The sequence below is a fragment of the Janthinobacterium sp. SUN211 genome (genome assembly GCF_030587315.1).
GTDB lineage: Bacteria > Pseudomonadota > Gammaproteobacteria > Burkholderiales > Burkholderiaceae_D > Janthinobacterium > Janthinobacterium kumbetense.
Genome location: NZ_JAPWIC010000005.1, coordinates 205468 through 221413, shown reverse-complemented (window position 1 = coordinate 221413; position 15946 = coordinate 205468). Strand labels below are relative to the sequence as shown.

The 15946-nt window shown below is 64.8% G+C and carries 12 protein-coding genes and 1 pseudogene; 4 read left to right on the top strand and 9 right to left on the bottom strand.

Features of this window, described 5'->3' with window-relative positions:
* The 5 genes from tssE to O3301_RS18340 form a co-directional block, all read right to left on the bottom strand.
* Entirely contained in the window at window positions 1–492 is a 492-nt protein-coding gene (gene tssE / locus O3301_RS18360) for a type VI secretion system baseplate subunit TssE (protein WP_305057079.1), read from the bottom strand.
* Window positions 493–587: 95 nt separating this feature from the next.
* Window positions 588–1079: a type VI secretion system tube protein Hcp gene (locus tag O3301_RS18355; RefSeq protein ID WP_035817450.1), complete on the bottom strand. Its 492-nt coding sequence runs from the start codon at window positions 1077–1079 to the stop codon at window positions 588–590.
* A 33-nt stretch (window positions 1080–1112) separates the two neighbouring features.
* Window positions 1113–2597: a type VI secretion system contractile sheath large subunit gene (gene tssC / locus O3301_RS18350; RefSeq protein ID WP_099664664.1), complete on the bottom strand. Its 1485-nt coding sequence runs from the start codon at window positions 2595–2597 to the stop codon at window positions 1113–1115.
* 1 nt (window position 2598) lies between these two features.
* On the bottom strand, window positions 2599–3108 hold the full coding sequence (gene tssB, locus O3301_RS18345) for a type VI secretion system contractile sheath small subunit (RefSeq protein WP_077402277.1): 510 nt from the start codon (window positions 3106–3108) through the stop codon (window positions 2599–2601).
* A gap of 73 nt (window positions 3109–3181) precedes the next feature.
* On the bottom strand, window positions 3182–3754 hold the full coding sequence (locus O3301_RS18340; RefSeq protein ID WP_257218664.1) for a hypothetical protein: 573 nt from the start codon (window positions 3752–3754) through the stop codon (window positions 3182–3184).
* A 289-nt stretch (window positions 3755–4043) separates the two neighbouring features.
* On the opposite strand from O3301_RS18340, the gene tssK reads away from it, so the two are divergent.
* From tssK to O3301_RS18320, 4 genes and pseudogenes are all read left to right on the top strand, one after another.
* Window positions 4044–5390: a type VI secretion system baseplate subunit TssK gene (gene tssK, locus O3301_RS18335; RefSeq protein WP_099664665.1), complete on the top strand. Its 1347-nt coding sequence runs from the start codon at window positions 4044–4046 to the stop codon at window positions 5388–5390.
* 9 nt (window positions 5391–5399) lie between these two features.
* Complete coding sequence (icmH, locus tag O3301_RS18330) at window positions 5400–6182, top strand: type IVB secretion system protein IcmH/DotU (RefSeq protein ID WP_099664666.1); 783 nt, start codon at window positions 5400–5402, stop codon at window positions 6180–6182.
* Window positions 6182–8822 (top strand): annotated as a pseudogene (locus O3301_RS18325) (type VI secretion system Vgr family protein); the annotation flags it as partial. The gene icmH and the pseudogene O3301_RS18325, both read left to right, overlap by 1 nt.
* Before the next feature lie 1222 nt (window positions 8823–10044).
* On the top strand, window positions 10045–10500 hold the full coding sequence (locus O3301_RS18320) for a hypothetical protein (protein ID WP_099664668.1): 456 nt from the start codon (window positions 10045–10047) through the stop codon (window positions 10498–10500).
* 5 nt (window positions 10501–10505) lie between these two features.
* On the opposite strand, the gene O3301_RS18315 is transcribed toward O3301_RS18320, so the two are convergent.
* From O3301_RS18315 to O3301_RS18300, 4 genes are read right to left on the bottom strand one after another with little or no spacing between them, the layout of a single operon-like run.
* The gene (locus O3301_RS18315) at window positions 10506–11648 is read right to left on the bottom strand and encodes an FAD-dependent oxidoreductase (RefSeq protein ID WP_305057078.1); all 1143 of its coding nucleotides are present in this window, start codon (window positions 11646–11648) and stop codon (window positions 10506–10508) included.
* Window positions 11648–13834, bottom strand: a complete 2187-nt coding sequence (locus O3301_RS18310; RefSeq protein ID WP_305057077.1) for a LodA/GoxA family CTQ-dependent oxidase — start codon at window positions 13832–13834, stop codon at window positions 11648–11650. Before O3301_RS18310 ends, O3301_RS18315 begins: the two co-directional genes overlap by 1 nt.
* Window positions 13835–13881: 47 nt before the next feature.
* Window positions 13882–14241, bottom strand: coding sequence for a hypothetical protein (locus tag O3301_RS18305; RefSeq protein ID WP_289906656.1), 360 nt, complete (start codon window positions 14239–14241; stop codon window positions 13882–13884).
* Window positions 14238–15941, bottom strand: a complete 1704-nt coding sequence (locus O3301_RS18300) for a tyrosinase family protein (protein ID WP_305057076.1) — start codon at window positions 15939–15941, stop codon at window positions 14238–14240. Before O3301_RS18300 ends, O3301_RS18305 begins: the two co-directional genes overlap by 4 nt.
* Window positions 15942–15946: the final 5 nt, after the last annotated feature.

The following is a 15946-nucleotide window of genomic DNA, read 5'->3' as shown; positions in this document are numbered from 1 at the left end:
TCAGGCTCCCGTGGACGCGGCGCGGCGCCCCTTGCTGATCGTGTAATGCAGGCTGGAAGGCTGCAGGATGGCGTCGAAGCTGACCGGTTCGTGCGCCGCATGCACCACCAGCAGCGCGCTGATGGCGAAATTGAGGCGGTTGATGGAGCCTTCCTCGATTTCCAGCGACGCGCGCACCTGGCGCAAGCGCGGCTCGTGGCGGGCGATGGCCTTTTCCAGGCACTGGCAGATATAGGCGCGGTCGTCCGTGCTCGACAGGCTAAGCCCGGCGAAATCGTTCAAGCCGTACGTGATGATCGACTTGCCGCACTCGGGAAAGGGTTTGAGCAGCGCCTCGGGCAGCACGGCGCGCGTGTTGAGCAGCGCTTCGAGGTCGCGCGCCACGGTGTCTTTCAAGTCCTCGATCGAGAGGCGCGAGACGGTGCCGCTGGAGGCGCCGTGCACGGGCGTATCCATCAGGCGGTCGAACAGGCCCGGCGTAAAACCTTTCATGGGCTTCCCGTTTCATGGGTGGCGTGGACGCCGCTGCCGGCGGCCAGGAAAGCCAGCGGCGGCAGCGCGCCGCTGGCGTACGCGGTCAGATGCGGTCAGGCTGTCTTGTTGGCCGACAGGTCCCAGCCGCCGGAGGTGTTGCCGCCCGAACCGCCACCCACTTTTTGCTGCGTATACTTCCACTTGACCTTCGAATACTTGAGTGCCAGGTCTTCGCCGAGAATGTCGCCCGCGGCCACCGATGGCGCCACGCTGCTGATCATCACATTCTCCAGTTCGATCTCGAAGTACTTGATGCGCTCGCCCTGGCCATCGGCGCGCAGGAACTCGAGCTTGGCTTTCGGGATGGTCTTGCCAGAGGAGCAAGTCTGCAGCAGCAGGGGGCTGGCGAGATCGGCCATCTTGGCGATGACGATATCCTTGTGCTCGGTACGTTCGGCGGTATGGCCGCCGCCCGTCGAGGCGGTCGCCGATTTGGGTTGCAACACCTGCCACTGGACCGACTTGCATTCGATCCAATCTTTGTGGCTGTTATCCGTGGATTCGCCTTTGATGCCATCAATTTGCAAGTATACGTCGATTGCCATGTTATTCCTTTCAAGGGTGTGAAGAAAAATACATTACGATTTGGTCGACTGCGGAAGCTCCGCGACCAAACGGAGTGAAACGGACAATTCGTCGAGCTGGAAATGCGGACGCAGGAAGGACACGGCGCGGTACACGCCGGGCCGGCCCGGCACTTCCGCCACCTGCACCGAGGCTTCGCGCAGCGGAAACTGGGCCTTCTGTTCCTGGCTGGCGTTATCGTCGAGCAACACGTACTGCGTCAGCCAGCGGTTGAGGAAATCTTCCACGTTGGAAGCGGCGGCAAAGCTGCCGATCTTGTCGCGCATCATGGCCTTCATGTAGTGGGCGATGCGCGACACGGCGAAGATGTATTGCAGCTGCGCCGACAGCACGGCGTTCGCGTTGGCGGCGTCCGTATTGTATTTTTTCGCCTTCTGCGCCGACTGGGCGCCAAAAAACGCGGCATAGTCCGTGTTCTTGCAGTGCACGAGGGAGATGAAGCCCAGGTCGCTCAATTCCTTTTCGCGTCGGTCCGTGATGGCGATCTCGGTCGGGCATTTCAGCGCCACCTCGCCCTCGTCCGTCTTGAAGGTATGCGTCGGCAAGTCTTCCACCAGGCCGCCCCCTTCCACGCCGCGGATCGCCGCGCACCAGCCGTAATCCTCGAAGGCGGCCGTCAGCTTGGTGCCGAACGCGTAGGCGGCATTGCACCACAGGTATTTCTGGTGGTCGGTGCCGTCGACGTCCTCGACGAAATTGAAGCCGTCGACGGTGGCACCATCGAGCGGATTGAACGGCAGCCGGCCCAGGAAGCGCGGCAAGGTCAGGCCCACGTAGCGCGAATCTTCCGATTCGCGCAAGGATTTCCACTTCGCATACTCGACCGTGTCGAAGACCTTGGCCAGATCGCGCGGCTTGCCCAGGTCGCTGTAGCTTTCCAGCCCAAACAGTTCCGGCGAGGCGGACGAGATGAACGGCGCGTGCGCGGCAGCGGCCACGTGCGACATCTGCTCGATGAAATACATGTCTTCCGGCTGGCGGCTGAATTCGAAGTCGCCCAGCAAGGTGCCGAACGGCGCGCCGCCAAAGGTGCCGAATTCCTCTTCGTAGACCTTCTTGAACATGGTCGACTGGTCGAACTCCAGCGCGCTCTGGAAATCCTTGACCAGTTCGCGCTTGGTCGCGTTCATCATCTTGATTTTCAGATTCGTGCCGGTGGCCGTGTTCTTCACCAGGTAGTGCAGGCCCGTCCAGCTGCTTTCCAGCTTCTGGAATTCGGGCGCGTGCATGATGGCGCTGAGCTGCGCGGAAATAAGCTGGTCCAGTTCGGCCACGCGGGCATCGATGGTGGCGGCCAGGTTATTCGATACCACCACCGTGCCATCCATGACCTGGCTGACCAGTTCGGAAATCAGATCCTTGGCGCGGGCGTGTTCGACGCTGGACTTGGCCACCTTGCTCTGCTCGACGATCTGGTCGAGCAAGTCGATTTCGGCGGCGCCGGCAGCGCTCAATGCGGGGGTCAGTTGTGCGGACATATCAATCTTTCCTGACGTGGGAATGTTGTTCCAGCTGGGCCAGTTTTTCCGTGCTGTTGAGCACGTCATTCAGGATGTCTTCCAGTTTGTCGTTGCCGGCCAGCTTGTTGCGCAGGTCGGCCAACTTGGTGCGCGCCTCGAGCAGCTTGCGCAGCGGCTCGACCTGCTCGACCACCGCTTCCGGGCGGAAATCGGCGATCGCGCGAAATTTCAGCTCGACGCCGAACTGGCCGCCAGCGGCGCCCAGTTCATTCGGCACGCGGAAGGTGGCGCGCGGCTCGATGCCCTTCATCACTTCATCGAAATTGTCGCGGTCGATGTCGACGAACTTGCGGTCCTTCAGGCGCTTCTGCTCGAGTTCGGAATTGCCGCCGAAATCGCCCACCACGCCCACCACGAAGGGCAGCTCCTTGTTTTCGATGGCGTCGCCGATCTCGACGTCATAGGTCATCTGCACGCGTGGCGGGCGTACCTTTTGCAAACGCTTCTGCACACTATCTTTTTTCGACATGACATCCCCTTCCCAAATATTGGCGGCATCGGCGATGCGCCTGTTGAACTGCGGCGTACCTGTGCCTGGCTGGCTACTTCAGGGCGTTGAATGGATTGGCGCTGCCCTCATCGGCAGTGCGCTTGCTTGGCTGCTTGCGCGACGCGCGCACGGGCGGCTTGTCCGGCGGCGGCACCAGCACGGTTTCGCCCAGGCTCTCGCGCAGCAGCTTGGCCAGGTCCTGCGATTCCGCGCGCAGCGGACCGGACAGGTTGTTCTGGCGGCTCAGGTCGGCCAGCGCCCGCGTCGACAGGCGCAGTCCGCTGATGGCGATCACGCTGTTGGCCAGCTTGTCGGCAGGATCGCGCACCAGCACTTCCTGGGCATTGAGGATGGCTTCACCATACTGGCCCGCATCGTAGCGGCTTTGCGCCATGCGCACCCAGGGCTGCTTGTCGGCGGGCGCCGCGGCGGCCGCCTCCTGCCACAGCGCCAGCGCCGCCGCCTTGTTGCCCGTGTCCACCGCCTGCGTGGCCTTGGCCATCAGTTCTTCCAGCGTCGGCGCCACGACGGGCGGCGGCTTGGCCACCGGCGCCGTACTGCAGGCGCTGAGGGTAAAAGCACAGGCGATAACTGCAAGCGTGCATAGCGAAACCGGGCGTGTCATGTTGAGCTTTCCTTCAAAAAAGAAGACGGTTTTGGCGATTGAAAAGTTGCTTTTTATAGTTGCTAATTGTTTATTTTTCGGAGCGTAGCATGATTTCAAAATTCACTGCGTTCGATAGAAAATACGCGAAAACTCACACTACTCACGCTAAAAACGTACCGTACGCACCATTCTTCAAGATAATGTTAAGGTTCTTGCAGTTGCGAAAAAAGCACCAAGTTGCGCGATGCGAAGCATGATTTTCAGTCGCTGCCGCGCGCCTCACTGTGTCTGGCATAGAGGGCAATTCATGAGCATGGCAAACAAATTGTTATGGGGCGAAGGGCTGTTCCTGCGGCCCCAGCATTTCCAGCAGCAAGACCAGTACCACGAACAGCGCCTGCACGAGAGCGTCAAGGCGCTGCACCCGTATGCGTGGGGCGTGAACCAGTTGCAGATCGACCGCGATGCGCTGGCGAACAACAGCTTGCGCCTGCTGGAACTGTCGCTGGTCTTCCAGGACGGCGAAATCTACAACGCCGCCGGAAGCGACGACCTGCCCGACGCGCTCGACCTGGGCAACTTGCCGTCGTCGCTGCAATCGGTGACCTTCCACGCCGCCTTGCCGGCTTTCAAGCCATTCGGCGGCAACTTCGCCGCCAGCGGCCAGCCCAACAACGCGGCGCGCTACGCCCAGGCCAACCTCAGCACGCCGGACCTGTACACCCAGGCCGCGCAGGCCGAACTGACCTACCTGAAAAAAACCCTGCGCCTGGTCGCCGATGCCGAACCGCGCGATTCCTACGTCAGCTTCCCCCTGCTGCGCCTGCGGCGCCTGTCGACAGGCGGCTTCGAGCAGGATCCGGCCTTCGTGCCCCCCAGCCTGTCCATCCGCAGCGCGCCCCTGCTGTTCCTGCAACTGCGCCGCCTGATCGACGCGCTGCAAGCCAAGGTCAACGCGCTGTATGGGCATCACCGCGAACCGAGCAAGAGCGTGATCGAATTTCGCTCCGGCGACATGTCCTCGTTCTGGCTGCTGCACACGGCCAGCGCGGCCTACGCCTCGCTCAGCCATTACTTCCATCATCCGGCGCTGCATCCGGAGCGCCTGTACGAACAGCTGCTGGCCCTCGCGGGCGGCTTGATGACCTTTTCACGCAGCCATGCGCTGGCCGACCTGCCGCCATACCGGCATGCCGATCCCGGACCGTCGTTCGCCCAGCTGCACGCCATGATCCGCGAATTGCTCGACACCGTGATCTCGTCGAAATACTTCGCCATCGCGCTGACGGAAACCAAGCCGTCCTACCATCACGGCAAGCTGGACTCGGAAAAGATCGATGCCAAGACGGCGTTCTACCTGGGCGTGTCCGCCGACATGGCCGGCGTGGAACTGGTCGACGTGGTGCCGCTGCGCTTCAAGGTGGGCGCGCCGGACGACGTGGAAAAATTCGTCCTGTCCGCCCTGCCTGGGGTGCGCCTGCAGCATGCGCCGCAGGTGCCGGCCGCCGTGCCGGTACGTCCCGACATGTTTTACTTCACCATCGAGGCCAAGGGCCAGATGTACGAACGCATGCTGCAGGCGCAGTCGCTGCTGGTGTATGTCCCTTCCGGCATGCGTGAACTGAAACTCGAACTTGTCGCCGTCACTTCCTGAGGTCCAACGATGCACTCCAGCGCCCCCCCTTCCCTGATGTCCGGCAGCCAGGCCGCCTATGCCGCCAGCATGGCTGCCGGCCCCGGCACCGAACACACCTTGATGGACTTGATGTACGACGGTTTTTACGCCCTGTTCATGCTGAAGAACGGCAGCGGACCGCAAGACAATGCCGATTTCATCAGCAAGATGACGCACTTCCTCGATGAATTCAGCCGCGGTGCGAAAAAACAGGGCGCGTCGGCGGACGACATCGACGCCGCCAAATATGCGTTCTGTGCGGCCGTCGATGAAATCATCCTGCGTTCGCCCTACAGCATCCGCGACGAATGGGCGCGGCGGCCGTTGCAGCTGGTGCTGTTCGGCGACCAGCTGGCCGGCGAAAACTTCTTCATCCGTCTCGAAGCGCTGCGCGCGCGCGGCAGCGCGCACCTGCAGGCGCTCGAGGTCTTCCACATGTGCCTGCTGCTGGGTTTCCAGGGCCGCTACATCCTCGAAGGCCCGGAAAAACTCAATTACCTGACGGCGCGCCTGGGCGACGAAATCGCCCAGATGAAGGGTAAGAAAACCGGCTTCGCCCCGCATGCGGAGCGGCCCGACCAGATCATCCACAAACTGCGCAACAACGTGCCGCCATGGGTGCTGTGCTCGGTGTTCGCCCTGATCTGCGCACTGGGCTACCTGGGGCTGCGCACCATGCTGGCCAAACAGACGCAAGCGCAGATCAATGCCTACAACGACATCGTCAAGCTGGCGCCGCGCGTGGCTAACCTGAGCATTACCCTGCCGTGATGGGCGACGCACAACAAACCTCCGCGGCAACGGGCCAGTTCGGCACGGGCCTGAGCCAGCATGCACGGCTCATCACCCTGGCCACGGCCCAGCAATCCGGGCAGCCGGAATCGCTGATGGCGGAACAGTTCGAAGGCCGCGAGGCCGTCAATGAACTGTTCCGCTTCGAGGTCGACGCCCTGAGCACCGCGGCCAGCCTGGACCTGGCCTCCTTCATCGGCGAGGAAATGACGCTGTGCCTGCTGCAGCCCGACGGCAGCCAGCGCGCCTGGCACGGCATCTGCACCGATTGCGCCTGGCTGGGCGCCGACGGCGGCGTGGCGCGCTACCGGCTGCGCCTCGAGCCGGCCCTGGCCCTGCTGCAGCTGCGCCGCGACAGTTACATTTTCCAGGACAAGAATGCGCGCGACATCGTCACCGAGCTGCTGGCCGACTACCCGCAGCTGCGCTTCGCATTCGATGTCAGCCAGGCGCTGGCCACGCGCGCCATCTGCACCCAGTACCGCGAAAGCGACTTCGATTTCTTCGCGCGCCTGCTCGCTGCCGATGGCCTGAGCTGGCGCTTCGAGCACGACCAGCCCGGCGGCGCGCAGGACAGCGGCGATGGCCAGGCCCAGGCCAGGCACAAACTGGTGATCTTCGACAGCAAGGCCACCGCGCCGCAGACGCCGGGCGGCGCCGACATGCGCTTTCACGGCGTGCGCGCCACCGATACGGACGACGCCATCGACCGCTTCGGCGCGCGCCGCCAGGTGCAATCGAACGCCGTCAGCATCAGCAGCTGGGACCCGGCGCAGGTGACGGCGCCCGCCGCCGAGCAGGTCTCCAGCCTGGAGGCCGGGCAATTGCCGCAGCTGGCCGTGTATGACGGTGCCGGCGAGCGCCTGCACGCCGACCGCGCGGCGGCCGGGCCGCACAGCGAGCGCATGCTGCAAGCCCTGGAGCTGGACAACAAGCAGTTCGACGGCGCCGGCGCCGTGCGCCGCCTGGCCGCCGGCCACGCCATGCGCCTGCTGCAGCACGAGCAGCATGCCGATGGCGCCAACGCCTTCACCGTGCTGTGGGCCGAGCACCAGGCGCGCAACAGTACGGGACCGGCCGGCGCCAGCCTGGGCGGCATGCTGTCGAAGCTGGCCAGGACGGCCGGCCTGGGCGGCGTGGCCGACTGGATCGCCGGCCAGATCGAGCCGGGCACCTACCGCAACCGCTTCGGCTGCGTACGCGCCAGCGTGGCCATCGTGCCGCGCGCCACCGCCGCGCGCGCGCCGGCCGTGGCGCTGGGTCCGCAGACGGCGCTGGTGGTGGGCCTGGCCGACAGCGTGGCCACCACGGGCCGCGACCACCAGGTGCGCATCCAGTTTGCCTGGCAGCGCGGCAGCGCCGCCAATCCCGGCGGCCTGGCGCACAACACCGACCAGCAGGGCAACGCGCCCGGCAACGAGGCGTCCGGCACCTGGGTGCGCGTGGCCGAAGCGCTGGCCGGCCCGAACTGGGGCTCGCAATTCACGCCGCGCCTCGGCACCGAAGTGCTGGTCGACTTCATCGAAGGCGACATGGACCGCCCGCTGGTCGTCGCCCAGCTCTACACGGGCAGCGACACGCCGCCGTATGCGGCCGGCGAGGATTCTGGCATCAACCACGCGGGCGTCCTGTCGGGCATGCACAGCCACAATTTCGACGGCGCCGGCTACAACCAGTGGGTGCTGGACGATACCCAGGGCCAGCTGCGCACCCGGCTCGCTTCGAGCAGCGCCGCCACCGAGCTCAATCTGGGCTACCTGGTGCAGCAAGGCGCCAGTTCGGCGCAACGGGGCAGCTACCGCGGCAGCGGCTTTGAGTTGCGCACCGATGCCTGGGCCATGTTGCGCGCCGGCGAAGGCGTACTGCTCTCGACCACGGCGCGCGCGCGCCAGGGCGCTGGCGTGGCGTCGAGCCAGCTCGACACCAGGGAGGCGCTGGCCCTGCTGCGCGGCGCCTGTGAACTGAGCAAGGCGGTGGCGACATCGGCAAGCCAGCAAAAAGCCCTCGTCAGCAAGGATGCGAACCAGGCGCAGCTGGACATGGCGAAGCAGATCGACCCGCAGCAGGACGGCAAGTACCAGGCCAGTGTCGGCGGCCAGGAAGCCAGCAAGGCGGGCAGCGGCACGCGCGCGCCCGATACGGCGCAGCCCGTGGAACGCTACGCCCAGCCGCTGGTGCTGATGGAGTCGCCCAGCAGCATCAACTGGGCCACGCCCGCATCGACCGTGCTGTTCGCGGGCCAGCAGCTGCACTGGACGGCACAGGCCGACCTGCACATGACGGCCGGCCAGACGGTCGCCTCGGTGGCGGCCAACGCGGCCACGCTGTTCAGCCAGGAAGGCGGCATCAAGGCCGTCGCGGGCAACGGCCCCGTCTCGCTCGAAGCGCATACCGACCAGCTGGAAATCCTCGCCGATCAAGCCGTCACGGTGATCTCCGTGAGCGACAGCATCGACATCAAGGCCAACCAGAAAATCGTCCTGCAGGCGGGACAATCCTCGATCACGCTCGAAGGCGGCGACATCACCTTCCGCTGCCCCGGCCATTTTACGGTCAAGGGCGGGCAGCATCTCTTCAATGGCGGCGCCAGCGCCGCGGCCGGCCTGCCGCCGTTGCCGGACAGCCGCTTGAAACTGTTCGACGAAGGCTTCGTGCTGAAAGACCGCGACACGGGCGAACTGATGGCGCGCCAGCCGTATCGCGTCAAGCGCGCCGACGGCAGCATCGAAACGGGCATGACGGACGCCAGGGGCCTGACCCACATCGTGGCCGCTGCCGCCGTCGAGGCGCTGGTGATCGAACTGCTCAAGTCGCCGGGCCAGTTGCCCGAGACGGAGAACGGCCCTGACCAGGCTCCTGCGCCCAGCTCGGACACGCGCGCCAAGGCGCCCGCTCCCGGTACGACGGCCAAGGCGCCGCCCAACCCCGAACCGAAATTCAAGGCAACGGGTACGTCCAGCACCAGCCCCGTCGACAACAAGCAGCGCAAGGAAGTGCTGATCAAGCGCCCCGCCTGCTGGATCGCCGACTATGAAAAGGAGATTAGCGTCTCCAGCGTGCCGCGCTACAACAACACCTTCGGCGCCACTGGCGCGCCGCATAACTATTTCGACACCGTGCGCTACAAGATCTACGTGCCCGTCAAGTCGAATACCGGCATCATCGCCGAATTGCGCGTCAAGGTGATCACGGTGCTCGAACCTGCCGACCAGGCGCTGGAAGAGCGCGAGAAGGGTACCCCGCAGGCCGCCACGCGGGCCAAGCAGCGCGCCGCCGTCATCAAGTACGTCAAGGGCATCGCCACCACGGGGCTGGAAAGCCACTGGAACAATAAATTCCAGATGAAAATCAGCGATCCGGAATGCGGCACGCGCACCCTGCCCATCATCTACCGCGTCGTTTATGTGGAGAGCAACGAGCACTACGTCATGCAGATCCACAAACGCTACGACCGCGAAAGCGTGACGGGTACCATCATCGACGTGTCCGCCTCGACCGATGGCCAGACACACGCCCATGAATTCGGTCACTGCTATGGCCTGCCGGATGAGTACTCGTATGTGGAAGGAGACGACGAGACCGTCAAATACAAGAAGCCGGACGGCAGCTGGGATGCGCCCGTGCCTTCGCTCTCGGACGATGAGGAGCCGGAACCGGCCGCTGCCAACATCATGAATTCGGCCGGCTCCATCGTCATCCGTGACCGGCATGCCTGGCAGATCGCCATCGAAGTGCAGGACTTGCTACGGACGAAAATAGGACGGCAGATCAAATGCGATATCATCCTGAACGGCTCCTAATCGCACTGCTCGCAGTGTCCCTACAACTCCCAGGAAACGCCATGCCGAACGACATCCTCTCCATCAGCGCCCACTGCATCGATAATCCGGCCTGCATTTTCACGGGCAGCGACATGCGCATCGAGGTGGTCATCAAGAATATCGGCAATGGGGAAGTCGGCTATCCGCTCCAATACATGCAAGCGCGGGGGCCCAATATGCGCCTGATCGACAACGCGAGCGAACAAAGCCAGGTATTGAAGACAGGCCTGGCCAATCACGCGCTCAAGCGCGCCTTCACCCCCATCGCGCCGGGTCAGTCGATTGCGCTGCAAAGCGTCATCAAGCATACCGAGCTGCGCATGTTCCGTACGGAATTCGTCGATGTGACGGCCGAAATCGGCGTCTCGGCCGGCATCCAGACGGCGGGCAGCGAGGAAGCGCTGCCGTTCAAGGGCGGCGCCAGCCTGAAGATCATCGGCAGGGATACCCTCGAACGCGAAGCGCAGCGGCGATAAGTCCGCTAGCGCGCCTGCGCACCCGCATGCAGCTGGCGCCAGAACGGCGCGGCGGGCCAGCGCTGCTCCCAACCGTAGTACTGCTGGCGCTGCGCCAGGTACTGCGCATGGCGCTGCGCCACCATCTGCGCCACCGCGTCCAGGGTGGCATGGCCGGCGATGGCGCCAGCGGCCGCCATGCCGTTGGCCAGCGCCTTGACGATGCCTTGCGAGGTGACGGGATCGTAGGCCGAGGCGGCGTCGCCGATGGCCAGCCAGCCGTCGCCATGCAGTTGCTCGAGGCAGTAGGACGGCGCGGGAAAACTCTGCACGCCGCCTGCCAGCGGCACCGCGCCGCGGGCCAGCGCTGCCGTATTGGGCGCGGCCGCCAGCCCTTCCAGCCAGTGCGCGACATGCTGCAAGCGCCGCGCCTTGACGGTGGCCGCGTCGCTGTAGAACGCCAGCAGCATGGTGGCGTCGGGCAGATGGGCGCCATACCACCAGCCATGTTCGACCGCTTCCAGGTGCGTCAGGCCGGAACGGGGGCCGTCGGGGGCGGCGAAGCGCATGGCCAGACAGACCAGCGGCAGCGTTTCCACCTTGCGGCTGCCGCGCTGGCGCGCGAAGACGGCGCGCGTGCCGCTGGCGTCGACCACCACATCGGCATGGATGCTGGCCGGTTGCGGGTGCGCGAGATCGCCCAGCATCAATTCCAGGGTAAAACCGCCGCCTTGCGCCGGGGCCGACGCGGCCAGGCTGGCGCGCAGCAGCACTTCCGCCCCGCGCAAGCGCGCCTGGCGCGCCAGGAAGCCATTGAAACGGGAGCGCTCCAGGTGCCAGCCATGGCCCAGTGGATGCAGCAGCGCGTCGTTGTAGCCGCGCTTGTCGCTGCCCCACCAGGAACAGCTGCCATGGCAAGGCGCGTGCGCCTCGGCGAAAAAATCCTGCACAATGCCCAGCGTGTGGAACAGACGGTTGGCTTCGGGCGGAATGCTTTCGCCGATGCGAAATTGAGCGTAGTCGCCCGCCTCGATCACGAGCACGTCGTGCACGCCATGCTGCGCCAGCGCCAGCGCGCAGGCGCAGCCCGCCGGGCCGCCGCCGATGATGGCGACCCGGTAGCGCTGCCGCGATGGCCCTGCCGCGCCGGGACTGTCTGCGGCCGCCATCAGGGCTTCGGTTTCGGCTGCGGCTTCGGCCGGTACACCTTGTCGATGGCCGTGTTGCGCCAATACTCGACCAGGTTGCTTTCATCGCTGTCGAACAGGCTTTCGACTTCCAGGTAGTAATCCTTGCAGATGGCCTTTTCGCCCGCCTTGCGCGCAATCGCCGTGCTTTGCACGACCACGCCGATGCGGTGCCAGTTCAGCAGGAACTGCGCGCGGTCCTGGTAGCGGCCCACATGCATGGCGGGCCGGTCGATTTCCGCATTTTCCGGGGTGGTCGACGGCACCCCATCGGCCCGCGTGCCCTTGCCGCGCACGGAATAGCGCGGCGTCGCCAATTCGCCGCCATTGGCGACGACGTCCTCGTACGTGTACACGGCCACGGGCCGCTGCGCCGGCCAGGAGGAATACAGCAAGGTATTGTAGCCATTGCCATTGAGCGCCGTGGCCGCATCGATCGCCGGCTGGTTATTGAGCACCGTGCCGCCGGGATTCGGGTCGGGCAAATGCGTGGCGCACGAGTTGTAATCGGTATGCCACGGCAAGGCCATGAACTTCGACACGTCGCCGGGCTGCACCTCGCCGCCGCGCAGCGGCATGTAGCCGGCGCCGAGGAAAGGCTGGTCCCTGACGGCGGTCGCGTAATCGAGATGCTGGGCATTGAGGCGGAATGGGCCGCCGGCATCATGGCGCCGCCACGCCTGCCGGTACAGGCCGGGGTCGCGCACGATAAAACCCATCTCGATGCCGGGGCTGTAGCGGCCGCCCAGGCAGTTGAACAGGACCGTACGGTCGAGCGCTTCGCCCGCGCCCAGCAGGAAATCGCCGCTGTCGGCCACATAATGGCCATGCGCCCACTGGTCCATGAAAAAATACTGGGCCCGGGTCAGGGTCAGCAGGCTGCTGCCCGCATCGCCCAGCGACAGCGGCATTTGCGGCTTCAGCGACGGCGCACCTGTCTGGTCGGGATGGCGGATGAAATTCATGATCGGGTAGGTCAGGCCTTCCGCCTTCATCTTGCCCAGCAAGTCGTGCTCCTTGATCGCCCTGGCCGGCAAACTGGTCGTCCAGCGCTGCAGCGAGGCCGCGCGCAGGATGGGCTGGACATCGGTGCTGAAATTGCTCCGGTAGCCCGTCTGGTAGCGGCCGTCCGCATGGACGGCGGGCCGCAGCGCCATCTTTTCCAGCCAAGTGCAATACAGGTCGTCCCACAGCGATACGACGTTCGCCGTTTGCGGCGCGTACGACGGGTCGCTCGAGATCACCCAGGCGCCGCCCTCGACGCTGCGCGCCGTGCCGTCGGCAAAAAGCAGCATGGCCGTGACGGGACCATCGGCCACGTCATCGAACCAGTTGTCATTGTTGACATTGTCGTGCAGGACGGCGGCGGCCGAATAATTGCCTTGCGCGTCGAAGCCGCAGGCCTTGCCATAGCCGCCCAGCACCAGCAATCGTCCATTCTTTTCCGTCGTGATGGCGCCCAGCGAGGCGATGATGGCGCCAGGGCCTTGCGCCGGCGCGCCAGGCTGCCCGCCACGCGGGAACGACACGGGATAGTCGGGCAGGCTGCGCACGGCGCCGCTGGCCGCATCCGCGCACGACGGCGGCGTCGATGTATCGAACTGCTGCACGCCTTGGCGCGAAGCCTGCACGGTGCGCGGTCCGGGGTCGATGACCAGCAGCTTCAGGCGCAGCGGGTCGGCCGGCGTGCCGAAATGCGGCGAGCCTGGCGTGCCGAAGGCCGGATTGCGCAGGGCTGGCGCGCGCTGCTTGTCGAACGGCGCCACGCCTTCCCCGCCCTCCCAGCTATTGGCTTTCTTGTTGGCCAGGTGCACGGTCCAGACGATGTCCTTGACGATCTTGCCATCGACCATGCTGCCGATGGCCACTTCGGCTGCCGCGCCCCGCCGGCCCAGCGGGTAGCTTTCCACGCCGTCCGCCGCGTCGAACGCATACTGGTAAATGCGGAAGCGGGCCGCCTGCCGCTTGAGCTTTCCGCTCGCGTCGCGCAATTCGGTGCTGGCGATGGTCGTGTCTTCCGTGCCGGGCCGGATCGGCAAGCCTCCCGTGCCATCCTGGCCATCGAGCGGCATGCCGGCCAGGCTTTCCGGGCCCAGATAGTATTCTTCGCTGTTGCCGACGCGGGCGATGCCGATGGCCGGGTGAATTCTCAAACCTGTGTATGCCATGCTGAACTCCTGATCATCAAGGGTGTCTGTGCCGGTTGGCCTGAGAGTCACGGCTGCATGCCGTCCCTGACCCACTGGTCGAAGATATCGATGCCTTCCTGCGGCATCGGCCCGTCGGGCGGCATCGGATGCGGCGCGGACATGACATACTCGCCTTCCCGCCCTCCCGGTGCGCGCAGGCGGTGCCCGGCGTCCACCCGCCATTTTGCGTTGCGGCTGTCATAGTCGTAACCGTGGATGGCCACCTGGATTTGCCAGGCAAACGCCTTCACGCTCGCATAGTCATTCAGGTACAGCCGCTGCACGCCCGTCGACTCGGGGTTCGACAGCTTGATCTTGTTCATGTCGGCCACGTAGCGGGAAAACAGGCCCTGCACATCGCGCTTGAAGCTGGTCCGTTCGCTCATGGCTTGCTCTCCTCATACTTGGGTTCGGCAGGTTTGCGGCGGTCGACGACCTGGATCACGGGCGTGGAAAAATCGCCTTGCCGTATCAGGCCGCGGCCCTTGTCATTCGTGGTGATGGCCGCCGTGATGCGCCAGGCCTGCCTGCGCTTCTTGGGAACCAGGCTGTCGACGATGCCGGTGATATCCGTTTCGATGACATATTTATCATGCTGGTGGGCGCCGGACAGAGCCCAGTGGCTGGTGCTGGTGACCAGGTAGCGGTCGCGGAACGCCTTGTCGCCGATGCGCGCAGTCACCTTGGCGGGATACAGGTAGATATCGGCCTGAAAACTGTAGTCCTCGTCCGCATGCGCGCGGTCCAGCACCATGTTCGCCCGCTTGTCGCTGGCCACCCGCCGCGCCGGGATCGTGTAGGCGCTGGTCACGGTGAGGTCGGGCCTGGCGACCGCGCCATCGGCCGCATCGTCGCTGAGCAGGGCGGCGAACAGGCTTTTCTGGTTATCGCCGAATACAAACCCCGCCTGCTGGTGCCGGTCGATCAAGGCCTGGATATCCTTCTTGCGGGCAAACTCGCCACCATAGCGCGGCTGGAAGCCATAGCCTTGCCGGAGGGTGTCGAAGTACAGCACCGCCTGGCCCATGTTGGCCGTATAGTCGCCCGAATCGCTGCGCTGGGCATCGCCGCTGCCGGCGCTCCAGCCGATGGGCCGTGGCAAGCTGGCGTCCTGTTCGCTGCGCATGAACGCCGTGCGCCCGCTGCCGCGTATGCCGGCGTCACCATGCTCGTCCAGCCACTTCTCGAAACTGTAATCGAGGAAATTATGGAATGCATAGAACAGCGGATCGAGGCCGGCCGTGACGTTGTCGCCCATATTGCCGCCCATGTAGGTGGCGTGCATGTGATTGTGGATCTTCGTCTCCAGATTGCCGCCGCCCAGGCTGCCGTATTCGTCGCCGCCAAAATCGGCCCAATCCATGTAGTAGATCTGGTAGGCCAGCAAGTTGGGGGAAGCCGTGGCCAGCGAGCTGTCGAGCCCCTCCCTCTTGCGCGTGGCATCGTACAGCGGCGAATCGACATCCTCGAAGGCTTTCGGATAGCGCACGCCGGAAGGTTTGCGGGTGAAGTTCCAGTACGGCAGCGCGACGTTGCGCGTGCTGGGGCCCCGTTCGCCGTTCGGGTCGGCCGCCTGCAGGGCTTGCTCATAAAAGTACAGCTGCGCCCGGTGCCATTGCAGGAAGGTGTTCTTCTGGTGCTCGCACTCGCCCGGGAATTCCTCGTGGGCATTGTCCTCGGTCGCCACCTTGTCGATGAAATAAGCAATGTCGCAGCTGTTGCGCGTCGGATCGCCCAGCAACTGCTTCAGCCTGTCGCCGGGCAAGGCCGCCTGGCGGTCATTGAAGACGTCGACGGAGGTGCAGTTATGCACCCAGGCTTGCCACAGGAAGCCGCGCCGGTCATACACGTTTTCCTGGCTCTTGCGTTTCATCTCGCTCACCGCATGCTTGAAGGCGTCAAGCTCGGCCGGGGTCAGCTCATCGATATTCTTGCGGTAGCGCACGACGCGCGCGCCGCCCGGCTCCGCCTGGGCCTGCAATTCCGGGCGGCAAGATACGCCAGCCTGCGCCTGTACCGCGGTGCAGACGCCCGCGCACAGCAAGCCGGCCAGGAGGGGAAGAAGGGAAGTTTTCATGCGTAACATGGGCA

Coding starts and splice junctions, on each gene's coding strand:
- O3301_RS18355 (WP_035817450.1), bottom strand. CDS start 1,079: ATGGCAATCGACGTATACTTGCAAATTGATGGCATCAAAGGCGAATCC.
- tssC (WP_099664664.1), bottom strand. CDS start 2,597: ATGTCCGCACAACTGACCCCCGCATTGAGCGCTGCCGGCGCCGCCGAA.
- O3301_RS18300 (WP_305057076.1), bottom strand. CDS start 15,941: ATGTTACGCATGAAAACTTCCCTTCTTCCCCTCCTGGCCGGCTTGCTG.
- tssB (WP_077402277.1), bottom strand. CDS start 3,108: ATGTCGAAAAAAGATAGTGTGCAGAAGCGTTTGCAAAAGGTACGCCCG.
- tssE (WP_305057079.1), bottom strand. CDS start 492: ATGAAAGGTTTTACGCCGGGCCTGTTCGACCGCCTGATGGATACGCCC.
- O3301_RS18315 (WP_305057078.1), bottom strand. CDS start 11,648: ATGGCGGCCGCAGACAGTCCCGGCGCGGCAGGGCCATCGCGGCAGCGC.
- O3301_RS18320 (WP_099664668.1), top strand. CDS start 10,045: ATGCCGAACGACATCCTCTCCATCAGCGCCCACTGCATCGATAATCCG.
- O3301_RS18310 (WP_305057077.1), bottom strand. CDS start 13,834: ATGGCATACACAGGTTTGAGAATTCACCCGGCCATCGGCATCGCCCGC.
- O3301_RS18340 (WP_257218664.1), bottom strand. CDS start 3,754: ATGACACGCCCGGTTTCGCTATGCACGCTTGCAGTTATCGCCTGTGCT.
- icmH (WP_099664666.1), top strand. CDS start 5,400: ATGCACTCCAGCGCCCCCCCTTCCCTGATGTCCGGCAGCCAGGCCGCC.
- tssK (WP_099664665.1), top strand. CDS start 4,044: ATGAGCATGGCAAACAAATTGTTATGGGGCGAAGGGCTGTTCCTGCGG.
- O3301_RS18305 (WP_289906656.1), bottom strand. CDS start 14,241: ATGAGCGAACGGACCAGCTTCAAGCGCGATGTGCAGGGCCTGTTTTCC.